Below are 25,257 nucleotides of genomic sequence, written 5' to 3' on the forward strand. Positions count from 1 at the left end.
CAGTCCCGATGTCATGCTGTTCTCAGCTCAAATCCCGCGAAACTCAAGCAGCGTAGGGCCTCATTGATCAGAAACCGGCCTTCGCCGCCAGCGCTGGCGGACTCAATTTCATGTGAGAAAAATCCTGCGCGGCGCCGCACAGCAGTTCACACAAAATTATGAAATTATTAGTTAATTTTTTACCGAATTTTCGCCGCCGGACCAGTACGGCAAAAACGCGCCGATGCATAAAATTTCCAACGTGGCCGAAAAAGCACGCCGCTCGGCCGGCGCAAACATGACTGTGAGTATCAATATTTCGGACAGCATCCTGTTTTCTTACCCTGGTTTCCAACCTATAAGACCACATCTTTCGAAGATGCCAGAAAACAGCATGCGAGAGGAAGGCAAGGCTCATGACCGCAACCCGCACCGAAACCGATACTTTTGGCCCCATCGATGTCGCCGCCGACCGATATTGGGGCGCCCAGGCCGAGCGTTCGCTCGGCAATTTCAAGATCGGCTGGGAAAAGCAGCCGCTGTCGATCGTCCGCGCGCTCGGCATCGTGAAACAGGCGGCCGCCCGCGCCAACATGTCGCTCGGCCAGCTCGATTCGGCGCTGGGCAAGGCCATCGTCGACGCCGCCCAGGAAGTGATCGACGGCAAGCTCGACGAGCACTTTCCACTGGTCGTCTGGCAGACCGGTTCCGGCACACAGTCCAACATGAATGCCAACGAGGTGATCTCCAATCGTGCCATAGAAATGCTCGGCGGCGTCATGGGTTCCAAGAAGCCGGTGCATCCGAACGATCACGTCAATATGAGCCAGTCATCGAACGACACCTATCCGACGGCCATGCACATCGCCTGCGCCGAACGGATCGCCCATCACCTGCTGCCGTCGCTGAAGCACCTGCATGCCGCCCTGGATATGAAGGTCACGGAGTTCAGCCACATCATCAAGATCGGCCGCACCCATACTCAGGATGCCACACCACTGACGCTCGGCCAGGAATTCTCCGGCTATGCCGCCCAGGTCGGCTCGGCCATCAAGCGCATCGAAATGACCCTGCCCGGCCTCTGCGAGCTGGCCCAGGGCGGCACCGCCGTCGGCACCGGCCTCAACGCGCCGGTCGGCTTTGCTGAGAAAGTCGCCGAAGAGATTGCAGATATCACCGGCATGCCCTTCGTCAGCGCGCCGAACAAATTCGAGGCGCTTGCCTCGCATGACAGCATGGTCTTTTCGCATGGCGCCATCAATGCGGCGGCTGCCGCCCTCTTCAAGATCGCCAACGATATCCGCCTGCTCGGCTCCGGCCCGCGCGCCGGCCTGGGTGAACTGGCACTGCCGGAAAACGAGCCAGGCTCGTCGATCATGCCCGGCAAGGTCAATCCGACTCAGTGCGAAGCATTGACGCAGGTTTGCATCCATATCTTCGGCAACCACGCCGCGCTGACGTTTGCCGATAGCCAGGGCCATTTCGAACTCAACGTCTACAATCCGATGATGGCCTATAATTTCCTGCAGTCGGTGCAACTGCTTGCCGACGCCGCCGTCTCCTTCACCGACAACTGCGTTGTCGGCATCGAGGCGCGCGAGGACAATATCAAGGCCGGCCTCGAGCGCTCGCTGATGCTGGTCACCGCCCTCGCCCCCAAGATCGGCTACGACGCCGCCGCCAAGATCGCCAAAACGGCGCACAAGAACGGTACGACGCTGAAGGAAGAAGCGCTTGCCAGCCGCCTGGTGACGTCGGAAGAGTATGACGCGATCGTGCGCCCGGAAACGATGATCGGGCCGAAGTAAAAGGGCGCGATACGCAGCCCCTCATCCGCCTGCCGGCACCTTCCCGCTTGCGGGGCTAAGGGAGGTAGCCGCAACCCCTTCGTCCCTCGCCAATCTCTCGCAGGGCACGTCCCCTCGCCCCGTTTTTACGGGGAGAGGGTTAGGGTGACGGGCACACACGGCACACCAGACAAGCCTCAAACCAACAGCGAAAAATTGTCCATCACCACCGAATTGCCCATGAAGTCGAAGCGGATTTCTTCGATGTCTTCGATATCGACCTCGAGATTGGGCCCGGTAACCTCGAGTTCCTGCTGATAGACGATCTGGCCGTCGCTCAAGGCTGTGAGCGTCAGGTGAAAGGGCGACGCCGACAATTCGGCGATCGAAACGCTCTGTAAGGTGAACTCCCCGCCATCGACCATCTTCAGGGTTACGGGCGCAGAACCCGGCGACAGAACGGTATCGCTGAAACCGTCCTCGGTAATGGCGTCGACGCCCGGAATGGTATCATAGACGATGCCGTTCAGAAGCGTCAGGTCGTGGCTGCCGTTCACGGAGAGCGCAAAGCCACGGTAATTGGGAAGAGAGAAATCATCTGCCCTGGATAAGACTCCCATATCATCGAAATCCAGGACCTCGTGGTATTTTTCGTCTTCGTTGACGCCGTCGATCGCCAGGGTCAGCACGCCGAGATCCGTGCCCCCGGAGCCATCGGACATCTTGTAATTCAGCTTTTCGATGAGCTGATCGGACTTACCCAAATTCTTCACCACGTCGAGCGTGTAATCCAGCTCATATGTGAAGTGACCGTCAGGTGTCACTTTGAAGGTTCCGTACTTGCCCTCAATGATCGTTTCGTGGTCAGGCCCATGTTTGGCGTCGATGCGGACGCCATTGACGAAGCGAACATACATGGCCGCTCCTTCGGGATCGCTGGCGAGGCGCAGCAGATCGCCCCTGATCCAGTCATGTTCGAAAAAAACGAGAAGGTCGTCGACAGCAGTTGGCTTTGCATTTGTCATTGGAAGCCCCGGCAGGTTAACGCTGCCGGGAATATGAACCGGGCTTGAACTGAAGGCAACCTGAAGTCGGCCGCTTCGCGACAGATCTCGCTTTCGCCTCGCTTATTGCGTGTGCCGGGCAGGTTGCAAAATGTGGCACGATATGGCCCCAGCTCCAGACTCCGCCCCATCCTAATTGCATTTGCTTCGCAGCAGATTTAGACCGGGTCCAATTTTAGCGACGCACGCCCACCAGAAAGGTCACTTGGATGGCTGACGATCTCTTCCCGCTTGGCAAGGATGCCACCCCCTATCGCAAGATCAGCAGCGATTACGTCTCGGTCGACAATTTCAAGGGCCAGGAAATCCTGACGGTTGATTCCGAGGGAATCCGGCTGCTTGCCGAAACCGCCTTTGCCGACATCAACCACCTCCTGCGCCCCGGCCATCTGAAGCAGCTTGCCGCCATCCTCGACGATCCTGAAGCGACCGACAACGATCGTTTCGTTGCCTATGATCTGCTGAAGAACGCCAATATCGCCGCCGGCGGCGTGCTGCCCATGTGCCAGGACACCGGCACGGCGATCATTATGGGCAAGAAGGGCCGCAGGGTCTGGACAGAGGGCGGTGATGCGGCGGCGCTTTCGAGAGGCGTGCTCGACGCTTATGAAAAGAAGAACCTGCGTTATTCGCAGCTCGCGCCGATCAAGATGTTCGAAGAGAAGAACACTAGGAATAACCTGCCGGCGCAGATCGATATCTATGAGGAAGGCACGGACTCCTACGACTTTCTCTTCGTCGCCAAGGGCGGCGGTTCAGCCAACAAGACGTTCCTCTATCAGGGTACGCCTTCGCTTTTGACCCACGACCGGATGATCGACTTCCTCAGGGAGAAGATCCTGACGTTGGGGACGGCAGCCTGTCCTCCCTATCATCTGGCGATCGTCATCGGCGGCACCTCGGCGGAGATGAACCTGAAAACCGTCAAGCTTGCATCGACCCGTTATCTCGACGAACTGCCGACCGAAGGCTCCGAGAGCGGCCATGCCTTCCGCGACACCGAAATGGAAAAGGAAATCCACAAGCTGACACAGCAGATGGGCGTCGGCGCTCAGTTCGGCGGCAAGTATTTCTGCCATGACGTGCGCGTCATCCGCCTGCCCCGCCACGGCGCCTCGCTGCCGATTGGCCTCGGCGTCTCCTGTTCCGCCGACCGCCAAGCCAAGGGCAAGATCACCCGCGATGGCATCTTTGTCGAGCAGCTCGAAACCGATCCGTCGAAATACATGCCGGAGATCGACGAAGCGAAACTGTCGGAATCGACCGTGCATATCGACCTCAACAAGCCGATGGCCGAAGTGCTCGCCGAACTATCGAGGCACCCCGTCAAGACGCGCCTTTCGCTGACGGGCACCATTATCGTCGCCCGCGACCTCGCCCATGCCAAGATCCGCGAACGGCTGGAGAAGGGCGAAGGCATGCCCGACTACCTGAAAAATCACCCGGTCTATTATGCCGGCCCCGCCAAGACGCCGGCCGGTTATGCCTCCGGCTCCTTCGGCCCGACGACGGCCGGCCGCATGGACAGCTACGTCGACCAGTTCCAGTCCTTCGGCGGCTCGATGGTGATGCTCGCCAAGGGCAACCGCTCGCGCGCCGTGCGCGAGGCATGCAAGAAACATGGCGGCTTTTACCTGGGTTCGATCGGCGGCCCCGCCGCCCGCCTCGCCAAAGACTGCATCCGCAAGGTCGAAGTGTTGGAATATCCTGAGCTCGGCATGGAAGCGGTCTGGAAGATCGAGGTCGAAGACTTTCCCGCCTTCATCGTCATCGACGACAAGGGCAATGATTTCTTCCAGGAATTGAATTTGGGGTGATGTCTGGTGTGTCTTTGAAGTCAGGTGAAGGGGAAGCTGACGGCTTGCCGTAAAGCCCCTCATCCGCCTGCCGGATAAGGCGCCGCACGGCGCGACCTTCCGATATTTGCGCGCTTACTGATTATCTGCGGCGCTTATCACATCTCCATCATCCACCCGCGCCAGAATCTCCGTCCGGAATGCGCCGGCCGGCAAAGAGACGGGCATGCTCCAGCAGCAAGGCACCGCCTGCGAAGACGATGAAAACGAGGATGGCGAAAAAATGGCGCGGCCGCTTTCCATGATCTTACGTCCTGGCTTTTTGGCGGTGTCGGGTTTGGCGGTGAACTGTCATTCCGCATTGCTTCCGGAAATAGGAAACAACCAAAACTTGCTGTCGACAAGATAGGAGAAAAGAACTGTAAGTTTTTTAAATACCGCCTCCCGCGCAACGGGTATGCACTGTCCCGATAAGGATACGTTTTTCCTTGAAAAATCATAGACGTACTTGAAGTACTGACCGACCGCGAAGTTTTCATATGTAATCTTTGGTATATGTCGCTTTAATCTTTTCCCAAGAAATTTAAGCTAACAAATAAATATTGCCTTCGAAGAAATGAGGAGTTTGCCGGATGAATACGGCTGTCGCGCCCAAGGTGCAGGTTCCCGACGTAGCGGGCCAGATCACCTACGCAATGCGCTCGATGGGCGTCGCGCCGATACCCCGCAATTACGAACTCTTCTACGAGGCCTATATCGGCTCCAATCCGGCGCTCACCCGTGAACTCGCAGCTCTCGGCAGCCAGGCGACCCAGGCCGAACTCGATGCGCTGGGCGCGCAGTATTTCACCAGCAGCCCCGCACGCGTCTTCGACGATGCCCATACGCGCATATCAGGCGAACTCGACGGCCTGCTGCGAATCCTGAGGCAGGAGCAAAGTTCGCTCGAAAGCTATACAAGGCTGCTCGGCGAGACCCATAAGCGCATCACCTCCAAGAGCAATGCCAGCGCCGAATTGATCGAAAGCGCTATCGAACTTTTGAGCCAGGCGACTGGCGATACCATGGCGCATGGCGAACGCACCGTCGAGGACGTCGTCCAGCGCTCGCAGGAGATGGACCAAGTCCGCAAGGAACTCGATGAATACAAGCGCATCGCCAACACCGATTCACTGACGCGCCTTTCCAACCGCCGCGCCTTCGATGACCGGCTGTCAGCGGTCTTCAACAATCCCGGCATGCGGCCGGTAACCGCCCTGCTGCTCGCCGACATCGACAACTTCAAGAAGATAAACGACACCTACGGCCATCCCGTCGGCGACAAGATTCTCGCCACCGTCGCCTCCGTCATCCGCAGCAATGTCCGGCGAGACGTCTTCGTCGCCCGTGCCGGCGGCGAGGAATTTGCCCTGATCATCGAGGGCAACACAGCCGAGGAAGTGACGGCGATCGCCGAACGCATCCGCCGCACGCTGGAAACTACGCCGTTCAAGAATTCCCGCACGCGGGTGAATTACGGCCCGATCACCGTTTCGATCGGCATCTGCATGGCCTCGAATGCGGAGGATGCCGGCGAGCTTTACAGCAAGACCGACATCGCCCTTTACGGCGCTAAGAACGCCGGCCGCAACTGTATCGTCCTCTATCAGGACGGCATGCAGAAGGACTTCAGCAAGAGCTGGCTGATCTACAAGGCCTGACGCGGAACCCCCATGATAAGCACGCTGTCGCCACAAGGTGACAACCCTTCTTTCGTCGTGCTCGGGTTGGCCCTAGCATCTGCCGCCGGTGCAGCAGATCCTCGGCACAAGGCAGCACAAGGCCGAGGATAACATCGAGTAAAGGGCGAACTCTGTCAAAATTGCCCCGTCACAATGAGATGACAGCGGTTCACCACATCGTCTTCGCCGCCCGTCCCGGCCATTCCCGGTCGTAGGTTTCCTGATCGAAATCGCTGACGGCAGCCTTCAGCATCTGGCCCGGCGTCGGCAAGCTCGCCGGATCGGTAAAATGCCCGGCATTCCAGAGTTCGGCGCGTATCACGGCGCGCGCACACTGGAAATAGACCTCGTCGATCGAAATGACGATGACGGTGCGCGGATGTTTGCCGTCCATCTCGAAACTCGAAAGGAGCGCCTCGTCGTTCGAGACGACGCCGCGGCCGTTGATGCGCATCGTGGTGTTGGAGCCGGGGATCAGAAACATCAGTGCGAGCCTGGGATCACGTACGATATTGGAGAGCGAATCCACACGGTTGTTGCCGCGCCAATCCGGCAGATACAGCGTCTCGTCGTCGACGACGCGCACTACGCCGCCGAGATCGCCACGTGGCGAACAATCAAGCCCTTCCGGCCCGACGGTCGCAAGCGCCGCAAACGGCGAGATTTCGATCATCTGACGGTAAAGCGGCGTCAACCGCTTGGTCACCTTGTCGACCGAAGCCTGTGATAGGCCGGCGCCATAGATGGTATTGAGCTCTTCGATGCTGCTGATGATTTTCATGAAGCGTCCCGCCGCGGCTGATCTTTGCCACGGACGCTACAATGCCGCGCGTCTCGCCGGAAGCTCAAATAGCGGAATGATCTCCGCATCTTTTTTGATGCTTTCGTCGGTTCCCTCGTCCGCGCCGCCTGCGAGAAAGGCCGCGATCGCGCCGAGCACCGGAGGCGCGCCGATGATGCGCCGATGGCCGAAACCTTTCGCCCAGAACAGCCGCACTCTCTTACTCGCCGCGCCGTAACGCCGGGCATGGGCCGCTGGCACTTCCTTGTCGTCCTCGGCGTGGATCACCAGGACCGACCGGCCGGTCGAGCCCGCCGTATTGTTGGCGTCGAAATCTCCGAGTCTTCGCCCAGTGACACGATGAACCTCATTCTCCAACGCAGCCTGCGCGGCGGCGCGAAGCCCGATCATCCGTCCGAAATCAGTGAAAAGCCAGGCCATCTCGCTCGGCGCGCCGATCAGCACCAGTAGCTCCCCGGTAACGGGCGCAGCATCCGGGATCAGGCCCGCCGCCGAGACCATCAGCGCCGCGCCCCCGAAGGAATGGCCAATCGCCGCGTCGAATGCACCGAAGCGCTCCCCTGCTGCCGCGATCGCCTGGACCGCAAGCCCCATATGCAGGAAACGGCCACCCGCGTGCCCATGGCCGGGAAAATCGAGCGCCACCACCTCGGCACCTGTCGCCGCCAGCATCGAGACGAGATCTGCCATGTAGACGGCGCTCGAGCCCCAGCCATGCGTGACGAGGTAGCGCTTGCGCTGACCGATCGCTCCGCCGTTGAGGCGATAGGCATGCGCTTTGGTGCCGCCCGCGAGCCTGAGGACAAAGCGTTCCGCGCCGGCAAGCCGCGCCGCACCAGCCGCATGTGCCGTCTTTGCCTTCTCTCCCTTCGGCCGCGGCGATGGTGTGCGGCAGAACAGCATGAATGCCGCCCTGCCCGCCAGCCGCGGCGATATCGCCTGCAGAACCCGAAATCCGAGGCGGGTGACCTCAAGCGCGAAATTTGCCATAGTGGGAATCCAAAAGACTGTTCAACACTGAACAATAAAGTACAACGATGAACAAAAATCAATCCCTGCCCTGGGATCATCCGCGTTTTCGCAGCTGGATCGCGGTGGCGCGCGCCTGCCAGCTGATGCAGCAGTCCCTGACCCGCTCGCTTGCCGATCTCGATATCAAGCCGCCACACCTCGATATTCTGGTCAATCTCTACCGTTTCGAGGCCATTTCGCAGCAGGAACTGGCGCGCAAGCTCCTCGTCGGCCGCTCCAATATGAGCATGCTGCTGCCGCAGATGGAGCAACGGGGTCTGATCGAGCGGCGCGGCGACGATCGCGACAAGCGGGTGCTGCGCCTTTATCTCACCGGCGAAGGCCGCAAAGTGACCGAGGCGGCGATGGCGATCCAGACCGATCTCATCGAACGCACCCTCTCTGAGGAGCCGATCGAACAATGCATGGCGACGGCCACCTCGATGGAGCGCATCATCACCGTGCTGCTGAAAGATCTGCGCGACGATGACTGATGCATGTCGCCCAAAAGTGGGCAGCGGTTTTAGAAGGACGACATGCATAAAAGACCCTCAAGCGCCTCGCATGAACCAAGTTCGAGGCGAGGCGCTTGAGGTTCAATGCAGCGACGGCGCCGTCGATGTGCCGCTCAGCGAGCGATATTCCCAGGCAGCGACGATGATCAGCACTAGCGTCGCCAGGATGCCGAGCAGATAGACCTCGAGGAAGGGCGCTGCGAAAGCTAGCAGGATCACCAACACGAGGCCGGCAAGATGCGACAGTGGCATCTGCCCGCTGGTCGCGCCCTTGAACCAGAGATTGCCGGCGAGGAACAGACCGGAGCCGCCGAGCACCGCCGCCGCGACGCCGAAGTCACCCGTCTCGTGCGGATGCGAGAACATGAATTCGACCGCCACCGCATGCACGATGATGCCGGCCAGGATCGGGATATGCGCGTAGGTGAAAGCCTGCCGCGCCAGAGCCCCCGGCGTCTCCTCATGCTCGATGCGATGAGCGGCGCGCCCGTGGCCGAAGCGGAAATAGAGCCACCACATGGCGACCGTGCCGATAAAGGCAGTCACGAAGATCAGGCTGGTCAGACCCGAAATCGCCAGCTCGGAAAAGGTGCGGCCTGAAACGAGAATCGCCTCTCCGAGGCAGATGATGACGAAGAGCGCGCAGCGCTCAGCCATGTGCGCGCCGGAAACGTCCCAGTCGCCAGGCCTCGATCGGCCAAGCCCAGGCACCGCAAAGCCCGCGGCTGGCCCGGCATATTCGATCGCAAGTGCTATCAGCCATGCGATAAGCCGGGCTTCATGCTCCAAGAGCCCGCCGGCGATCCAGAAGACGGCGGCGACCGCAAGCCAGCTTGTGATGCGCGCGAAATTCAGCGTATTGGCCCGGTCGACACGCGTCATCGCATAGGTGGCAAACAGCGAGCGGCCGACCTGCATCGTCACATAGGCGCCGGCAAAAAGCAGTCCCTTGTCGCCGAAGGCCTCGGGGATGGAGGCGGAAAGCACTAGGCCCAGCATCATCAGCACGACCAGCATGCCGCGCACCGGCATCTTGTCGGGATCGAGCCAGTTCGTCACCCACGCGGTGAATATCCACACCCACCAGACGGCGAAGGTCATCACTGCCGCTTCGGCAGCGCCGAGAGGCGTATAATGGGCGGCAAGCGCATGCGAAAGCTGCGAGATCGAAAAGACGAAGACCAGATCGAAGAACAGTTCGAGGAAGGTCACCTTGCTGCCGGCGGCGCTGCCTTTGGCGCGCAGCCAGTTCTTTCGATTCGCTTTCGCCATGTGTCCCCCGATGGCAATATATTGAGATTCAGCGCGGCTTTTCCGCCGTGTCGCGGTTCATGCCCTTTTCCCGGAGTTCGTCCTCATAGGCCGAAAACAGCTCCGCCCCCCGTTCGCCCAGTTCGCGCAGGTAGGTCCAGGTGTAGATGCCGGTATCGTGCATATCATCGAAACCGATTCGGACCGCATAATTGCCGGTCGGCGTCATCGAGACGATCGCGACATTGCGTTTGCCCGGCACCGTCACCTTCTGTCCCGGCCCGTGGCCCTGCACCTCGGCCGACGGTGACAGAACGCGCAGGAGTTCGGCCGAAAGATCGAAGCTCTGGCCGTCGTTGAAGGTCACCACCAGCCGCTGCCGGTCCTTAGAAACGCGAAGTTCGCTCGGCCAGATATCGCTCATCTCTATCACCCTCTTTCCCTTGGAGAAGTAGGCGTTCGGCTTTTTCGAGGCAAGCGCAAATTGGCGTGTGCGAAATCCGTTTCCCTTGACGGGGCAATCACATATGCACAAATAGAAAGATGTCGCTTGAAAACGGGGCCCATCCCGCTCGGCGCGCTTCAAATCCCCGCCGCGGAGGAATTGGTGAATAAGAGAGTCGGAACGATAGGCAACGCATCGCCGCTCACGGCAGATGCGCATCCGATGATCGACCCTTTCGGCCGGGCGGTCACCTATCTCCGCGTCTCCGTCACCGACCGCTGCGACTTCCGCTGCACCTATTGCATGGCGGAGAATATGACCTTCCTGCCGAAGAAGGATCTTTTGACGCTCGAAGAGCTCGACCGCCTCTGTTCGGCCTTCATCGCAAAGGGTGTCAGCAAGATCAGGCTGACCGGCGGCGAGCCGCTGGTGCGCAAGAACATCATGTATCTCGTGCGCAAGCTCGGCGAAAAGATCGGCTCCGGTCTCGATGAGTTGACGCTGACGACCAACGGCTCACAGCTTTCCCGCCATGCCGCCGAGCTTTATGATTGCGGCGTGCGCCGCATCAACGTCTCGCTCGATACGCTCGATCCCGACAAGTTCCGCAAGATCACCCGGTGGGGCGATTTTGACAAGGTCCTGGAAGGCATCGACGCGGCGCAGAACGCTGGTATCAAGATCAAGCTCAATGCCGTGGCGCTGAAAAATTTCAACGATGCCGAGATGCCCGATCTCCTGCGCTTCGCCCATGGTCGCGGCATGGACCTCACCGTCATCGAAACCATGCCGATGGGCGAGATCGAAGAGGACCGTACCGATCAATACCTGCCGCTCTCAGAGTTGCGCGCCGACCTCGAACGTCAGTTCACGCTAACTGACATTGATTTCCAGACCGGCGGCCCGGCGCGTTACGTCAGGGTTTCCGAGACCGGCGGCCGCCTCGGCTTCATCACGCCGATGACCCATAATTTCTGCGAGAGCTGCAACCGCGTTCGGCTCACCTGCACCGGCACGCTCTATATGTGCCTCGGCCAGAACGACGCCGCCGATCTCCGCGCCGCACTGCGCGCCACCGAAGACGACGCCCTCCTCCACGCCGCCATCGACGAGGCCATCACCCGCAAGCCGAAAGGCCACGACTTCATCATCGACCGCACGCATAACAGACCGGCGGTCGCCCGGCATATGAGTGTCACCGGGGGATGATAAGTTGGCGAGACGCCCACCTCACCCTCCCTCATTCCTGTGCTCGTCACAGGAATGAGGGAAGAGAGGGCATGCCATGCAGCCCCCTCGTCTGCCTGCCGGCATCTTTTCCCCGAGGGGAGAAGGGATCAGGTGGCACGACCGCCATTCCACAACCAAGTTCTAGAGGACGCGAGGCGCTGCGGCGATTCCGCTTCTCCCCAGCAAGAAGATACCGGCAGGCAGATGAGGGGCCACACGGCACGCCCTGTATTGCCCTCCGCTAACGCTCAGCGCACTCGCTCTCTTCGTCGCGTCCCTTGCCCTGCCGGGCATCTTCTCCCCACTGGGGAGACGAGGGAAATTGCCGCAACGCCACGCTCCCAAATCACCCCGGCTTACGCGCACAAATCGCAAACCGCTCCTGCACCATGCGCTCCAACCCCCGCAGGAACGGCATCTTGCGCGCCTGCGCCCAGTGAATATCCGCGAGCTTGCGGTCGACCACGATGTCCGTAAAGCCAGCCTGACGGAGAAGATCGACCACTGCTTCGGCCGGCATCTCCTTGGCGAAATGCACGCGTGAACGTATGCTCTGGTGCCGCGCCATCATCTCAGGCGACATGTGGCTCGCTACCGGCTTACCGGTAATCCTGGTCCAGAGCTTCTGCAAGCCCTTGACCCACGTTTCCTTGCCCATATTGCCGTCGAGGATCAGCACCTTGCCGCCCGGTTTCAGCACCGCGAACCATTCCTTGAAGGCAGAAGCCGGGTCCACAAGTGTCCAGACGAGATGCCGGTTGGTGATAACGTCATAGCTGTTCCGCGGCTCCAACGTATTCTCGGCATCGCCGGAGACGAAGCGGATATCGGTGCGGCGCTTCTTCGCCTTGGCGCGCGCCTGCGCCAGCATCGCATCCGACCAGTCGAGCCCTGTCACATTGAAGCCGGCATCGTTCATCAGATGCGAGATCACGGCCGTGCCGCAGGCGAGATCGAGGGCCGCGCGCCCCTGCCCCTCGCCGAGATGCTTTCGGATCAGGCGCCGCCAGCCCTTCCGCTCCGCTTCGGAAAAGATTTCGTGGCCGACGCTCTGGTCGAAGGTCGCCGCTCGTTCCGACCAGAAGTCGCGGATTTCATCGCGGATCGTGTAGTTCGTGTTCATGGAATTCATCGGAGGCACCCCGGGTCGTATCAGTTTGGAAATGCTCTAAAACATATAACTTGATTCACAAAGTCATATTTCTTATGCCTGCGGACATTATTCAGAGGCCAGGGGAATTTCCAGATGAATTTCGTGAAAATGTTCGCAGTTTCCGCTGCCGCGATTGCGAGCCTGATGCCGCTTTCGGCGGTCGCCCAATCCTTCACCGTCAAGGATGTGGCGGGCCGCGAAGTGAGCTTCGACAAGCCGGTCGAGCGTGTGATCCTCGGGGAAGGCCGCATGCTCTACGCCGTCGCGCCGATCGAGAAGGACGACCCCTTCGCCAAGATCGTCGGCTGGCGCAACGATCTCTGGACCACCGACAAGGATGGCTTCAACGCCTATGTCGAGAAGTTTCCCAAGGGCAAGGACCTGCCCTTCCTCGGTAACCTGACCGACGGCACGCTGCAGACCGAGACTGTCGTCAAGCTTCATCCCGATGTGCTGCTGCTGCCGATCGGCAACAAGACGGCCGCCGACGAAGTGAAGCTCGAAGACATGCTCGCCGGCATCGGCGTGAAGATCGTCTACATCGATTTCCGCGAGCATATTCTCGCCAACACCGAGCCGAGCCTGAAGATCCTCGGCAGGCTTTTCGGCCATGAGGACCGCGCCGAAGCCGTTGCCGTCTATTGGAAGGAGCAGATGGCGCGCGTGACCGACAGGCTGAAGGCCACCAACCCGCCGAAGCCGAACGTTTTCATGTATCGCGCCGCCGGCTTGGTGGAGTGCTGCGGCACCTTCGGCCCGGATAATTTCGGCCTGATGGTCGATTTGGCCGGCGGCCACAATCTCGGCTCCGATTTCCTGCCCGGTTATACCGGCTCCATCAACGCCGAACAGGTCGTCGCCTCCAATCCCGAGGTCATCGTCGTCACCGGTTCCAACTGGAGCCAGACCAAGGACGCCAAGGATTTCGTCAATGTCGGCCCGAATGCCGCAGCCACCCTCGGCGACAGCCGCAAGGCGCTGATCACGCTGATGGAAAACCCGGCCTTCACCGGCTCCAAGGCGGTGGCCGGCGGCAATGTGCACGCGATCTGGCATCAGTTCTACACCAGCCCCTACCAGTTCGTCGCCGTCCAGCAGCTGGCCAAATGGTTCCATCCGAACCTCTTCGCCGATCTCGATCCGGATGCCACCTTCAAGGAATTCCATGAGAAATTCCTGCCGGTCGCCTATCAGCCGGGCTACTGGGTCGACGCCAAGGCCGGACAGTAATCCGCGATGGCCGAGATCGCCGCCATATCGATCGAAGCCGAAGCCGGGCGGGAGCGCTATCGCGCGCTTGCCCGGCGCAAGCTGCTGATCCTATTCGCCATGACTGCAGCGCTCTGCCTGTCCTTCGCCGTCGATCTCGCCTGGGGCCCGGCTCGCTACAGCCTCGGTGAGGTCGTGTCCGCCCTCCTCGACCCCGCCTCCGTTTCCGATCAGATCCGCGCCGTCGTCTGGGACATCCGCATGCCGGTCGCCGTCATGGCGATCGTCGTCGGCGCCTCGCTCTCCGTCGCCGGCGCGCAGATGCAGACGATCCTCGCCAATCCGCTCGCCAGTCCCTTCACCTTAGGCATTTCGGCGGCGGCAAGCTTCGGCGCGGCGCTGGCGATCGTCACCAGCGTTCCGCTTCTGCCCGTCGCGGCCGGCCTGCTGGTGCCGGTCAATGCCTTCGTCATGGCGCTGATCGCCACGCTCTTCATCCATTTCGTCTCCCAGGCCCGCGGCGTCTCGGTGCAGACGGTGGTGCTGCTCGGCATCGCCCTGGTCTTCACCTTCAATGCCGCCCTCGCCTTCCTGCAATATCTCGCCTCCGAACAGGCGCTGTCGGCCGTCGTCTTCTGGACGATGGGCAGCCTCACCAAGGCGACGTGGCCGAAGATCTGGGTGACGCTCGCCGTCCTGTTGGCAGCCCTGCCGCTCTTTGCCCGCAATGCCTGGGCGCTGACCGCCATCCGCCTCGGCGAAGACAAAGCCGCAAGCTTCGGCGTCAATGTCCGCCGCATCCGGCTGGAAACCATGCTCGTCGTCTCGCTGCTTGCCGCGGTCCCCGTGAGCTTCGTCGGCACGATCGGCTTCGTCGGCCTCGTCGGGCCGCACATCGCCCGCATGATCCTCGGCGAGGACCAGCGCTTCTTCCTGCCGGGCTCGATCCTCTCGGGCGCTCTGCTGCTGTCGCTGACGTCGATCGTCTCGAAGTCGATCATCCCGGGCGTCGTCTTCCCGATCGGCATCATCACCGCGCTGGTCGGCGTGCCCTTCTTCTTCTCGCTCATCCTCTCGAACAGGAGCCGGTCATGGTAGCGCTTCAACTGCAATCGGTCGGCGCCTATCACGGCCGCAAGCTCTTCGTCGAAGACGTGACGACGCCGGTCATGACATCGGGCGAGGTTGTCGCGGTGATCGGCCCGAACGCCGCCGGTAAATCGACGCTTTTCAAGCGCATCACCGGCCTGCTCAAGGGCCCGGGCCATGTCGTCGTCGAAGGCTCGAAGGCAAAAAACGCCATCAGCTACATGCCGCAGGATACATCGGCCAATGCGGTACTGACCGTCTACGAATCCATCCTGCTCGCCCGCAAGCAGGGCCAGTCCTGGGCCGTCGGCGACAGCGACCTGCGTTACATCGACGAGATCATGGCAGCGCTCGATATCACCCCCATCGCCTTCCGCGATCTCGGCGCCCTCTCTGGCGGCCAACGCCAGCTCGTCTCGATCGCCCAAGCGCTCGTCCGCGAGCCCGAAATCATGCTGATGGACGAACCCACCAGCGCCCTCGACCTCCACCGCCAGATTGAAGTTCTCGATTTCATGCGCCGCCGGGCGCGCGCCAAGGGCATGCTCGTACTGATCGCCATCCACGACCTCAACCAGGCACTGCGCTTCGCCGACAAGGTGCTGGTCATCGCTAGTGGCCGCATGCGCGCCTGCGGCGCGCCGAGGGAGGTCGTTACCGCCGAGATGCTGCGGGAGATCTACAGGGTCGAAGCCCGGATTGAGAAATGCTCGCTGGACCACGATCATGTGATCGTCGATGGAACGGCGCATTGACCTAAGGGAGCCTGTCCTCAGGCGCCAACACCCAAGAGAGCCTCATCCTTCTACGTTGCCGTTGCTGTGTAGTGGGGTTGTGCGACGCGGATGTGAATTTCAGGATGAGAGTGGATGGGCATGCCGTGTGGCACCCCCCTCTGTCCTGCCGGCCATCTCCCCCACAAGGGTGGAGATTGGCAAGTGGCCTGACCGTCGCTCCCTCTCATTCGACAGCGACAAACACGTTGCTTTCGTTATTTGGGAAGTCGTCACGCCCAGCCGATCTCCCTCCTTGTGGGGGAGATGTCCCGCAGGACAGAGGGGTGCCACACGGCACGCCGTCACGCCAAGAGAGCCTCGCAGCCCATCGGGCGAAGCCTCGAAGGACGAGGCGGGCACTCCACCCCACCCCTTCAGTCGATCAATCGCTGCGCGGTAAACTTGTCGGTCACAAGCATGTCGATGACCCCGACGCGGAGCGCGCCTGCGATCGCGTCGGTCTTTTTGGCCCCGCCGGCAAGAGCAATCACCCGGTCCACCCGTTCGAGATCCTCGAGCGGCAGCCCTATGACCCGGTCGTCAAGCGGCGTCTTCACCGGCTTGCCGTTCCTATCGAAGAAGCGAAGCGAAATATCGCCGACAGCTCCCGCTTCCGCGAGATCGGAGAGCTCGCGGGACGAAAAGATGTTGCCGGACCGCGCGAGAAGTTCGGACGGTTCGACGGCTCCGATGCCGACGATCGCAAGCGTTATGCTGCCGAACAGGTCCATCGTCTCGCGCACGAATGGGTCGGCCTGCATCAGAAGTTTTGCTTCCCTTGATGTCGTAACGCCCTGTACGGGCAGCAGCTTCGGTTCGGCGCCGGTCAGCCGCGCAAGCCGCGTGGTCAGCTGCGTCGCATGCGTCTGCACCGAAGGATCGCCCATGCCTCCAAGGGTCTGGACGACGAATTTCGCCTGAGCGCTCTTCTGGGGATGGATGTTCTCGACCATCTTGAAGATGGTCTGGCTCCAGCTCGAAACGCCGATGATCTCCCCTGGCGCCAGCGTCACCTCCAAGAGATGAGCCGCTGCCTCTCCGATACGGGCCATGATGGCCCCGTCCCGATCTTCCGTGCACTCGACGACGATCGCCTCCGGCAGACCGTATTTCTCGCGAAGCGCGCCCTCAAGCTCGCTATAGGTGCCGACGGGAGGGATCACGCTGGTTCGCACGATATCTTCGGCCTCGGCGCGCTTCAGCATGCGCGACACGGTCGCCTGCGACAGTCGAAGGTGTTCTGCGATCTCCGCCTGTCGCCGCCCCTCTATGTGGTACATCTGGGCGACCCTTGAAATGAGGCGGAGTTCGTTGAGGCGAGTCATCGCTAATCCCAGATTGAATTTTTATTCACCTTTAGCCTGTGTTTCGCGGGACGTCGAGCGGGCGAGCGCATCATTCCAGGTATCGAGAAGCACCCCGCGATCGACGGGTTGCGGCTCGATGGTTTGCGTGTTCCGCGGCAGTTCCGCGACACTGTCGAGATCGCTCCAAAAGCCGAGTGACAGCCCCGCCAGATAGGCAGCGCCCAGAGCCGAGGCCTCGGGTGCTTCGCATTGGATCACCGGATGTTCAATGAGGTTCGAAACACATTGCATCAGGAAGCGGTTCTGGCTCGGTCCGCCATCCACATAGAGCGCGCCCAGCTCGCCGCCGCTCTGCGTTCGCATGGCAGCAATCACGTCATGCACCTGGAAAGCGATGGAATCGGTCACCGACCGGGCCATTTGCGCGCGAGTCGTGTTGAAGTTGATCTGGGAGAACAGGGCGCGGGCATCGGCATTCCAGTAAGGCGCCCCCAGTCCAACGAATGCCGGTACGAAGCCGGGTCCGCCCGGCTCGGCGCTCGCCGCAAGGTCGACGAGGGCCGCAACATCCTCAAGGCCGAGAATATCGGCCATCCAGGGGAGACTGGCGGCGCAAACGAGAATATTGCCTTCGAAAGCAAATGTCGGCTTTCCCCCGAGACGCCATGCGACTGTTGTCGTGACGCCGTTGCGTGGGGGAATGAAGTGCGAGAGCGTCGTCATGACCGAGGAGCCCGTCCCGAAGGTCACCTTGCCGTCGCCCGGCTTGAAGGCTCCGTGACCGAAGAGGGCAGCGTGGCTGTCGCCGATCGCGGCCATGATGGGCGTGCCGTCAGGCACTCCCGGCAATCCTTGGGTTCTGCCGAAATCGGCGGAGCTGTCGAGCACCTCGGGCAGCAGCGCGATATCGACGCCGAATATCCCGCCGAGCTCCTCGCTCCATCTCTGCTCCCTGAGATCGAACAGCTGGCTCCTGGCGGCATTGGAAGCATCGCAGGCATGCCGGCGCCCGCCTGTCAGGCAGTGGACGAGCCAGCTGTCGATCGTTCCCAGCCGCACCGATCGTCCGGCCGGAATACGGTCGAGCAACCAGCGGAATTTCGAACCGGGGAACATCGGATCCAATGGCAGGCCGGTCAGCGCCTGCACCCGGTCAAGGTGGCCTTCGGCATTCAGACGTTCACAATCCTGCGCCGTCCGGCGGCACTGCCAGCTGACCACCGGCCCAAGCGCATCTCCGGTATCGGCATCCCAGGCGGTGACGGATTCGCGCTGGTTGGAAATTGCCACGGCCTCGATAACCACATCAAGGCCGGTCTTCAGGCAGGCATCGACCGCTTCGCAGACCGATGCGTAGAGCCGGCGCGGGTCCTGTTCGACCCACCCCGGCTTCGGATAGGAGATGCCGACAGGAGCCGAACCTCTGCCGACGATCTCTCCCTTTTCGGAAACGAGAACTGCCTTTGAATTGGTCGTGCCCTGGTCGATTGCCAGAATTGCCCGCATTCTATCCTCCCCGGATCAGGTGACGCCGCGGCAAAAAATGCGCTCCGGCCGGTCACGTGATCCCAATTACTTGCGCTCGATCAGCGACTGCGCGGCGTCGGCGATTGCGGACGGCGCCATCCCGAATTCGTCGAGCAGGAACTCCGCTGAACCGGTCGGGGCGTAGACGCCGGGAACCCCGAGACGCTTCATCGGCACTGGAGCATGGTCGACCACCACTTCGGCCACCGCGGAGCCGAGCCCGCCAAAGATTGAGTGCTCTTCGGCCGTGACGATCGCTCCGGTTTCCCTGGCGGCGGCGATGATGGCCTCCTCGTCTATGGGACGAACCGTTGCGAGATTGAGCACCCTGGCATCGATGCCACGGTCTGCAAGAATCTCGGCAGCCTTCACGATGCGATGCGTCAATGTCCCATTGGCGATCAGAGTGACTTGGGAACCCTGGCGAAGGAGATTAGCCTTGCCCAGTTCGAACGTATGCCCTTCCGGAAGAAGGTCAGGCACACCGACCCGTGACAGACGCAGGAAGCAGGGCCCGCTGTAGGTTGCCGCCCAGGCAACGGCAGCGGCGGTTTCGATCCGGTCGCAGGGCGCGATGACCGGGAGATTGGGCAGGACGCGCGTCCAGGCGAAGTCTTCGATCGAGTGATGAGTCGGACCGAGTTCGCCATATGCCATTCCGGACGAAATGCCGACCAGCTTGACGTTGGCGTTCGAGTAGGAAATGTCGGCCTTGATCTGCTCCAGCGACCGGCCCGTGAGAAACGGAGCAGCGCCGCACACGAAGGGCAGCCGTCCGCCATTGGCAAGCCCTGCACCGACGCCGACCATGTTCTGCTCCGCGATGCCGACATTGACGAGGCGCTCCGGAAACCTCGACTTGAAGCCGCCGAGCTTAGAGGAACCGACGGAATCATTGCAGACGGCAACGATCGTTTCGTTTTCGGCAGCCAGCCGCTCGAGCGTGGAGGCGAATGCGTCGCGGCAATCGTGAAGCTTGGGTGGGTTTACTGGCGCGTTCATCACAGTGCCTCCGACAATTCTGCCAATGCGATTTCGTATTGTTCCCTACTCGGAACCTTGTGGTGCCACTCGACCCGGTCCTGCATGAACGAGATTCCATGGCCCTTGTTGGTGTGGGCGACGATGCAATGTGGCCTTGATCCCCGGTGTTCGAGAGCAGGAACGACTTCGCTCATCTTGTTCCCATTGATTTCGGTGACTTCCCAATCGAAGGCTTCAAGCTTCGGACGAAGAGGGGCGAGATCATTGGTTTCGGCGAGTGCAGCTCCCTGCTGGAACCTGTTGTGATCGATGACCAGCGTCAGATTATCGAGCTTGAACTGGGCGGCCGCCATGATCGCTTCCCAGTTGGACCCCTCCTGCATCTCACCGTCTCCGGTGACGACGTAGGTGTGAAACTTCCCGCCCGAGAGTTTGGCGGCCTTCGCCATTCCGACTGCGACCGGAAGACCGTGGCCGAGCGGCCCCGTGTTCGTCTCGACGCCAGGAACCTTATTGCAATTCGGATGTCCGTTCAGCCTCGAATGCGGCTGCAAGAAGGTGGAAATCTCCTCTTCCGGAATGAAGCCGCGTTTTGCGAGCGTCACGTAGAGAGCGCAAGCCGTATGCCCCTTTGAAAGCACGAACCTGTCGCGGTTGGGGTGTTTGGGCTGATCAGGCCAGACATTCAGCACACGAAAATAGAGGGCGGTCAAAATGTCGATGACCGACATCTCTCCACCAATATGGCCGGCGCCAGCTTCAAAAACCGCCTGGAGATCGCGCAATCGGATTTCGCGGGCGATGCGCTCGAGTTCTGTCGTATCCATGGGCTCCTCATGTGCATAAATATTCAGTCACCAATATTTTTGCACAACAGATCGATTAGTCAACCCCTCTGGCGAAGCTCTCGAGAGAGTACATCACCGGAAATGTTATTGACAGCCGGAAAGCAAGTTGTTAATGAATTTTCCAGCAGGCATGAATATTTATTCTGCACTGAACGAATAACGGATACAGGCCTAAAGCATAGGGAGGAGCAATGGTGGCGCTCGATATCAATGAACACAGGCTTTCGTCCGGTGCGTGGCTGGGCAAGCTCAAGGGAGCTACCGGCCCGCTCGTGGGTCTGCTCGCGCTATGCATCTTTCTGAGCTTCAGCACGGACACGTTTCTGTCGGTTCGAAACGGCCTGAACATTCTCGACCAGATCACCGTTCTCGGCATTATGGCGGTCGGCATGACTTTCGTCATCCTGATTGGCGGCATCGATCTCTCCGTCGGCTCGGCGCTCGCCCTGGCGATGATGGTCATGGGCTGGACCGCAAACGTCGCCGGCCTGCCCCTGCCCGTCGGCATCGCCTTTGCGCTGGTCGCCTCGGCTGTTTGCGGACTGATCGTTGGACTTCTGGTGACGCAGTTCAGGGTTCCGGCCTTTATCGCCACTCTGGCAATGATGTCGGCGGCCCGCGGCGTTGCCAACATGATCACCGACGGCCAGCAAATCGTCGGCTTCCCCGACTGGTTCATGATGCTGGCGATCGATCGCCACTTTGGCGTCATGACTGCCACAGTCTTTCTTATGCTTGCGGTTGTTCTGGCGGCATGGCTTTTCCTGCACTTCCGGTCCGAAGGTCGCATGCTCTATGCGGTGGGCGGAAACCCCGAAGTCGCGCGCCTGGCCGGCATCAACGTCCCGCTCGTAACGATCAGCGTCTATGTCGTGAGTGCGGTCCTTGCGGGACTTGCAGGCGTGGTGCTCGCCGCCCGTCTGGATTCCGTCCAGCCCTCCAGCGGCCTCGGCTATGAGCTCGACACCATCGCCGCAGTTGTCATCGGCGGGACTTCGCTCTCCGGCGGTGCGGGCGGCATCGGAGGAACTCTGATCGGCGTTCTCATCATCGGAGTGCTGCGCAACGGTCTCAATCTTCTCAACGTCTCACCGTTTCTTCAGCAGGTGATCATCGGCATCGTCATCGTGCTTGCGGTCGGCGCTGAAACCATTCGTCGGCGTCGAGCCTGACGAGCAGGCTCCGCCGCTTTGGCGGACCCGGAATTCCGCCCTGAAAGATCGGGGCGGATCAATAACCCGAGGGGGAGGACATACCCGAGGGTGCCATTAACAACGGAGGAACTACAATGAAAATAGCGCGCACCATGCTCGCATCTGCCGCACTGCTCGGTCTCATGCTCGGTCCGGTACACGCGGCGGAACTGAAGAAGCTCGGCCTCGCCGTCGCCAACCTGCAGGCAAACTTCTTCAACCAGATCAAGCAATCGGTCGAGGCCGAAGCCAAGAAGCGCGGCATCGAGGTCATCACGGTCGACGCCAAGGGCGACGGGCCGACACAGGTCAACCAGATCCAGGATCTTCTGACCCAGAAAATCGACGCGCTTATCTACATTCCGGCAGGTGCGGCCGCTGCGAGCGTTCCGGTCAAGCTCGCCAAGAATGCCGGCATCCCGGTGGTTAACGTTGATCGAAACGCGGAGGGGGCCCCGGGCGACACATTCCTCGCAACGGATTCCGTCGCCTCTGCCAAGGCCGTCTGCGACTATATCCTGAAGGAAGCCGGTGGCAAGGGGAAGATGGTCATCATTCATGGCCAGAAGGGCACGACCCCGGAAGTCGATCGCTCGAAGGGCTGCGGTGAATCTCTTAAGGCCAACCCGGATGTGAAGGTCGTCGCCGAGCAGTACTCCAACATCTGGAGCCAGGATGAAGGCTTCCAGATCATGCAGAACATGCTGCAGGCCAACCCGGACGTTTCGATCGTATTCGCTCAGGCTGATGCTCTTGCACTCGGCGCCGCCCAGGCGATCAAGGTCGCGAAACCTTCCCAGAAGATCGTGGTTGGCGGCTTCGACGGCGACACCGCAGCGCTCGAAGCCCTCAGCAAGGGCGTCTTCGACGTTACGGCCACTCAGCAGACACAGAAGATGGGCCGCGACGCCGTTGAAAATGCCGCCAAGCTTGTCGCCGGCGAGAAGGTACCCCCGGTCCAGCTCATGGATGCCACGCTGACAACCAAGGAAAACGTCGCAGGCTTCATCGCCAACCATCCCTGATAAAGCCGAGGTCTTGAGGAGGTGTGCCATGGTTGATCCCGTTCTTTCCCTGAGGGGCATATCCAAGTGGTATGGGCCGCTCCAAGTGCTGAAGAATGTCAGCCTGGACGTCTATCCCGGCGAAGTGGTTGCTCTTCTGGGTGAAAACGGAGCAGGCAAGTCCACGCTGTCGGGCATCATAGCCGGTTCCCGCACGCCGTCCGAAGGATCGATGACATGGCTGGGGCAGCCCTATGCCCCGGCCAATCCCAGGGAGGCGATCGACAAGGGCATTGTCCTGATCCACCAGGAACTGCAGCTTCTGCCACAACTCTCGGTCGCCGAAAACGTCTTCATCGGACGCTGGCCGATGAAAAACGGCGTCGTCGATCGTGCCCAGATGGTTCGCCGCGCCCAGGACCAGCTCGCTCGCTTGAACCTTCACATACCAGCAACGCGGAAGGTCGCCGGCCTTTCCACCGCAAATCAGCAACTCATCGAGATCGCCAAGGCGCTGGCGCTCAACGCAAAGCTGCTGATCCTCGATGAGCCGACAGCCGCCCTCGGCGGCGCAGAGACGGAAGCTCTGTTCGAACAGGTTCGCAAGCTTCGGTCAGAAGGCGTGGGCATCGTCTACATTTCCCACCGTATGGAAGAGATCAAGAAGATCACCGACCGCATCGTCGTCCTTCGCGACGGCGAGCGGGTGCAGGAATTCGCAGACAGCGCCACCCCGGTGCGAACCATTGTCGAGAGCATGGTCGGACGCCCGCTTGACCGCCTGTTCCCCGCCCTGCCCGTTCCGACAGATCGCCCAGTGCTTCAAGTCTCCGGCCTGAGTTCGCCGGACGACTCGTTCCGTGACGTTACCTTCGAGGTGCGGGCCGGCGAAATTCTCGGCATCGCCGGGCTGGTCGGCGCCGGCCGCACCGAACTGGTGCGTGCGATTTCGGGCGCAGATCCGATCAGCGCCGGTTCGATCAGGCTGGAAGGCGAGGAACTGAGCCTGCGCGATCCCGCGGACGCGATCGCGAGGGGTATCGTGATGGTTCCCGAAGACCGCAAGGAGCAAGGCCTCGTCGTCGGGCACCGGATCAGCGAGAACATCGTCTACGCCAATCTCGACAAACTGGGCGGCGGCTGGATCACACCGCGCATCAAGCGCTCCTTTGCGGAAAAGGCCGTCGCCAAGTTCGGCGTCAAGGGCCGGGCCGAGCAATACGCCTCGGACCTATCAGGCGGCAATCAGCAGAAGGTCGTGATCGCCAAGTGGCTCATGCGCGATCCGAAGGTCGTCGTGCTCGACGAACCGACGAGAGGCATTGATGTCGGCGCCCGCGCCGGCATCTACGACATTATCGTAAATCTCGCCAAACAGGGCGTGGCGGTCATCGTTGTAAGCTCGGACCTCGAGGAAGTGCTCGGCGTCTCCAATCGCATTCTCGTGCTCGCACAAGGCAAGCAAGCAGGGATCCTCGATCGTGACCAGGCGAATGACGTTTCGGTCATGGAGCTCGCTACCATCTAAAGCAATTCCAGCAAAAGTGTGCAGCGGTTTTGCGTCAGGAATTGCGTGAAAACAAAACAACAGAGAAAGGAAGAGCGGTGTCCGACATCACTCTGAACGCCCCGAAGCTTTTCGATCTCAGCGGCCAGGTTGCCATCGTCACCGGCGCAGGGAGCGGCATCGGGCAGCGTATTGCCATCGGCCTTGCGCAGTGCGGCGCCGACGTAGCCCTGCTCGACCGCCGGACCGACGACGGACTGGCGAGGACAGCCGAATATATCCGCGCCGCCAGCCGCCGCTCGATCCAGATCGCGGCTGACGTCACGAGCAAATCCTCTCTTGCAGATGCCGTCGCACGCACCGAAGCCGATCTCGGCGCCCTGACGCTTGCCGTCAACGCTGCCGGCATCGCCAACGCCAATCCGGCGGAAGAAATGGAGGAGGATCAATATCAGACGCTGATGGATATCAACCTCAAGGGCATATTCCTGTCCTGCCAGGCCGAGGCCCGCGCCATGTTGAAGAATGGACGCGGCTCCATCGTCAACATCGCCTCCATGTCTGGTGTGATCGTCAACCGCGGGCTGAGCCAGGCGCATTACAACGCCTCCAAGGCGGGCGTCATCCACATGTCGAAATCCCTGGCCATGGAATGGGTCGGCCGCGGCATTCGTGTCAACACCATTTCCCCCGGGTACACGGCAACGCCGATGAACACCCGCCCCGAGATGGTCCATCAGGCCAAGCTCTTCGAAGAGCAGACGCCGATGCAGCGCATGGCAACGGTTGACGAGATGGTGGGTCCGGCGGTGTTCCTGCTGTCGAATGCGGCGAGTTTCGTGACCGGCGTCGATCTTCTCGTCGACGGCGGTTTCTGCTGCTGGTGATACAACGAAGAGTCGGCAGCTGAAAAATGAACGGTCTCGCCTCCCTCCCTGGCTGAGACCGAGGCGCTGAAGGGACCAACGGGCACGACGGCGCGCGATATCGTCGTCTGCCCGCCCTTCACGCCGAGCAGCCGTCGTCCGCTTCCAGATTTGTTGTTTGTGTCAGAATACG

The 25,257-nt window shown here is 60.9% G+C and carries 24 protein-coding genes; 13 read left to right on the top strand and 11 right to left on the bottom strand.

Features of this window, described 5'->3' with window-relative positions; genetic code table 11:
• Window positions 1-67: 67 nt before the first annotated feature.
• The gene (locus ACQ7C1_RS16350) at window positions 68-397 is read right to left on the bottom strand and encodes a hypothetical protein (protein WP_183700460.1); all 330 of its coding nucleotides are present in this window, start codon (window positions 395-397) and stop codon (window positions 68-70) included.
• Between ACQ7C1_RS16350 and fumC the strand changes: the two genes are divergently transcribed.
• A complete protein-coding gene (fumC, locus tag ACQ7C1_RS16355; protein ID WP_430959027.1) occupies window positions 396-1,787 on the top strand; it encodes a class II fumarate hydratase in 1,392 nt (463 codons plus the stop codon). The genes ACQ7C1_RS16350 and fumC overlap by 2 nt on opposite strands.
• A 176-nt stretch (window positions 1,788-1,963) precedes the next feature.
• Here fumC and ACQ7C1_RS16360 read toward each other — a convergent pair whose 3' ends face one another.
• Entirely contained in the window at window positions 1,964-2,791 is an 828-nt protein-coding gene (locus ACQ7C1_RS16360; RefSeq protein ID WP_183700139.1) for an Ig-like domain-containing protein, read from the bottom strand.
• A gap of 248 nt (window positions 2,792-3,039) precedes the next feature.
• Here ACQ7C1_RS16360 and ACQ7C1_RS16365 point away from each other — a divergent pair, with 248 nt between their 5' ends.
• From ACQ7C1_RS16365 to ACQ7C1_RS16375, 3 genes are all read left to right on the top strand, one after another.
• Window positions 3,040-4,647, top strand: a complete 1,608-nt coding sequence (locus tag ACQ7C1_RS16365) for a fumarate hydratase (protein WP_183700137.1) — start codon at window positions 3,040-3,042, stop codon at window positions 4,645-4,647.
• Window positions 4,648-4,852: 205 nt separating this feature from the next.
• Window positions 4,853-5,035: a hypothetical protein gene (locus ACQ7C1_RS16370; protein ID WP_430959028.1), complete on the top strand. Its 183-nt coding sequence runs from the start codon at window positions 4,853-4,855 to the stop codon at window positions 5,033-5,035.
• Between the two features lie 223 nt (window positions 5,036-5,258).
• Window positions 5,259-6,326, top strand: coding sequence for a GGDEF domain-containing protein (locus ACQ7C1_RS16375; protein ID WP_085778392.1), 1,068 nt, complete (start codon window positions 5,259-5,261; stop codon window positions 6,324-6,326).
• A gap of 190 nt (window positions 6,327-6,516) precedes the next feature.
• Here ACQ7C1_RS16375 and ACQ7C1_RS16380 read toward each other — a convergent pair whose 3' ends face one another.
• Both ACQ7C1_RS16380 and ACQ7C1_RS16385 read right to left on the bottom strand, forming a co-directional pair.
• Window positions 6,517-7,128, bottom strand: a complete 612-nt coding sequence (locus ACQ7C1_RS16380) for a pyridoxamine 5'-phosphate oxidase family protein (protein WP_221112528.1) — start codon at window positions 7,126-7,128, stop codon at window positions 6,517-6,519.
• Between the two features lie 36 nt (window positions 7,129-7,164).
• A complete protein-coding gene (locus ACQ7C1_RS16385; protein WP_430959029.1) occupies window positions 7,165-8,139 on the bottom strand; it encodes an alpha/beta hydrolase in 975 nt (324 codons plus the stop codon).
• A 47-nt stretch (window positions 8,140-8,186) separates the two neighbouring features.
• On the opposite strand from ACQ7C1_RS16385, the gene ACQ7C1_RS16390 reads away from it, so the two are divergent.
• Window positions 8,187-8,654, top strand: coding sequence for a MarR family winged helix-turn-helix transcriptional regulator (locus tag ACQ7C1_RS16390; RefSeq protein WP_430959030.1), 468 nt, complete (start codon window positions 8,187-8,189; stop codon window positions 8,652-8,654).
• Between the two features lie 102 nt (window positions 8,655-8,756).
• Here the strand turns inward: ACQ7C1_RS16390 and ACQ7C1_RS16395 are convergent, their stop codons facing one another.
• Together ACQ7C1_RS16395 and ACQ7C1_RS16400 are read right to left on the bottom strand one after the other, a co-directional pair.
• Window positions 8,757-9,947: a low temperature requirement protein A gene (locus ACQ7C1_RS16395; protein ID WP_430959031.1), complete on the bottom strand. Its 1,191-nt coding sequence runs from the start codon at window positions 9,945-9,947 to the stop codon at window positions 8,757-8,759.
• 28 nt (window positions 9,948-9,975) lie between these two features.
• Window positions 9,976-10,350 (bottom strand): gamma-butyrobetaine hydroxylase-like domain-containing protein, encoded by a 375-nt coding sequence (locus tag ACQ7C1_RS16400; RefSeq protein ID WP_020921463.1) that lies wholly within the window; start codon window positions 10,348-10,350, stop codon window positions 9,976-9,978.
• 183 nt (window positions 10,351-10,533) lie between these two features.
• On the opposite strand from ACQ7C1_RS16400, the gene moaA reads away from it, so the two are divergent.
• Window positions 10,534-11,580 carry a GTP 3',8-cyclase MoaA gene (moaA, locus tag ACQ7C1_RS16405; protein WP_430959032.1) on the top strand — a complete coding sequence of 349 codons (1,047 nt, stop codon included), beginning with the start codon at window positions 10,534-10,536 and terminating at the stop codon, window positions 11,578-11,580.
• Between the two features lie 367 nt (window positions 11,581-11,947).
• On the opposite strand, the gene ACQ7C1_RS16410 is transcribed toward moaA, so the two are convergent.
• Window positions 11,948-12,733 carry a class I SAM-dependent methyltransferase gene (locus ACQ7C1_RS16410; RefSeq protein WP_430959033.1) on the bottom strand — a complete coding sequence of 262 codons (786 nt, stop codon included), beginning with the start codon at window positions 12,731-12,733 and terminating at the stop codon, window positions 11,948-11,950.
• Window positions 12,734-12,847: 114 nt separating this feature from the next.
• On the opposite strand from ACQ7C1_RS16410, the gene ACQ7C1_RS16415 reads away from it, so the two are divergent.
• Genes ACQ7C1_RS16415 through ACQ7C1_RS16425 form a run of 3 tightly spaced genes read left to right on the top strand, consistent with a single transcriptional unit; the run spans window position 12,848 to window position 15,807 of the window.
• Window positions 12,848-13,984 carry an ABC transporter substrate-binding protein gene (locus ACQ7C1_RS16415; protein WP_430959034.1) on the top strand — a complete coding sequence of 379 codons (1,137 nt, stop codon included), beginning with the start codon at window positions 12,848-12,850 and terminating at the stop codon, window positions 13,982-13,984.
• Between the two features lie 6 nt (window positions 13,985-13,990).
• Window positions 13,991-15,061, top strand: coding sequence for a FecCD family ABC transporter permease (locus tag ACQ7C1_RS16420; protein WP_430959035.1), 1,071 nt, complete (start codon window positions 13,991-13,993; stop codon window positions 15,059-15,061).
• Window positions 15,055-15,807, top strand: a complete 753-nt coding sequence (locus tag ACQ7C1_RS16425; protein WP_430959036.1) for an ABC transporter ATP-binding protein — start codon at window positions 15,055-15,057, stop codon at window positions 15,805-15,807. Before ACQ7C1_RS16420 ends, ACQ7C1_RS16425 begins: the two co-directional genes overlap by 7 nt.
• A gap of 395 nt (window positions 15,808-16,202) precedes the next feature.
• Here ACQ7C1_RS16425 and ACQ7C1_RS16430 read toward each other — a convergent pair whose 3' ends face one another.
• The 4 genes from ACQ7C1_RS16430 to ACQ7C1_RS16445 form a co-directional block, all read right to left on the bottom strand.
• On the bottom strand, window positions 16,203-17,153 hold the full coding sequence (locus ACQ7C1_RS16430) for a sugar-binding transcriptional regulator (RefSeq protein WP_097601482.1): 951 nt from the start codon (window positions 17,151-17,153) through the stop codon (window positions 16,203-16,205).
• Between the two features lie 21 nt (window positions 17,154-17,174).
• Window positions 17,175-18,641 carry an FGGY family carbohydrate kinase gene (locus tag ACQ7C1_RS16435; RefSeq protein WP_430959037.1) on the bottom strand — a complete coding sequence of 489 codons (1,467 nt, stop codon included), beginning with the start codon at window positions 18,639-18,641 and terminating at the stop codon, window positions 17,175-17,177.
• Between the two features lie 66 nt (window positions 18,642-18,707).
• The gene (locus ACQ7C1_RS16440; RefSeq protein ID WP_430959038.1) at window positions 18,708-19,664 is read right to left on the bottom strand and encodes a transketolase family protein; all 957 of its coding nucleotides are present in this window, start codon (window positions 19,662-19,664) and stop codon (window positions 18,708-18,710) included.
• Window positions 19,664-20,473 carry a transketolase gene (locus tag ACQ7C1_RS16445; protein WP_097601479.1) on the bottom strand — a complete coding sequence of 270 codons (810 nt, stop codon included), beginning with the start codon at window positions 20,471-20,473 and terminating at the stop codon, window positions 19,664-19,666. The genes ACQ7C1_RS16440 and ACQ7C1_RS16445 overlap by 1 nt, the downstream gene beginning before the upstream one ends.
• A gap of 212 nt (window positions 20,474-20,685) precedes the next feature.
• Between ACQ7C1_RS16445 and ACQ7C1_RS16450 the strand changes: the two genes are divergently transcribed.
• From ACQ7C1_RS16450 to ACQ7C1_RS16465, 4 genes are all read left to right on the top strand, one after another.
• Window positions 20,686-21,666: an ABC transporter permease gene (locus ACQ7C1_RS16450; protein ID WP_430959039.1), complete on the top strand. Its 981-nt coding sequence runs from the start codon at window positions 20,686-20,688 to the stop codon at window positions 21,664-21,666.
• Window positions 21,667-21,782: 116 nt separating this feature from the next.
• Window positions 21,783-22,712, top strand: coding sequence for a sugar ABC transporter substrate-binding protein (locus ACQ7C1_RS16455; RefSeq protein ID WP_085778401.1), 930 nt, complete (start codon window positions 21,783-21,785; stop codon window positions 22,710-22,712).
• Between the two features lie 28 nt (window positions 22,713-22,740).
• Window positions 22,741-24,219 (top strand): sugar ABC transporter ATP-binding protein, encoded by a 1,479-nt coding sequence (locus ACQ7C1_RS16460; protein ID WP_430959040.1) that lies wholly within the window; start codon window positions 22,741-22,743, stop codon window positions 24,217-24,219.
• A gap of 77 nt (window positions 24,220-24,296) precedes the next feature.
• Window positions 24,297-25,085, top strand: coding sequence for an SDR family oxidoreductase (locus ACQ7C1_RS16465; protein WP_430959041.1), 789 nt, complete (start codon window positions 24,297-24,299; stop codon window positions 25,083-25,085).
• Window positions 25,086-25,257 lie beyond the last annotated feature (172 nt).

It is taken from the genome of Rhizobium sp. Nf11,1 (assembly GCF_050587665.1).
Taxonomy (GTDB): domain Bacteria; phylum Pseudomonadota; class Alphaproteobacteria; order Rhizobiales; family Rhizobiaceae; genus Rhizobium.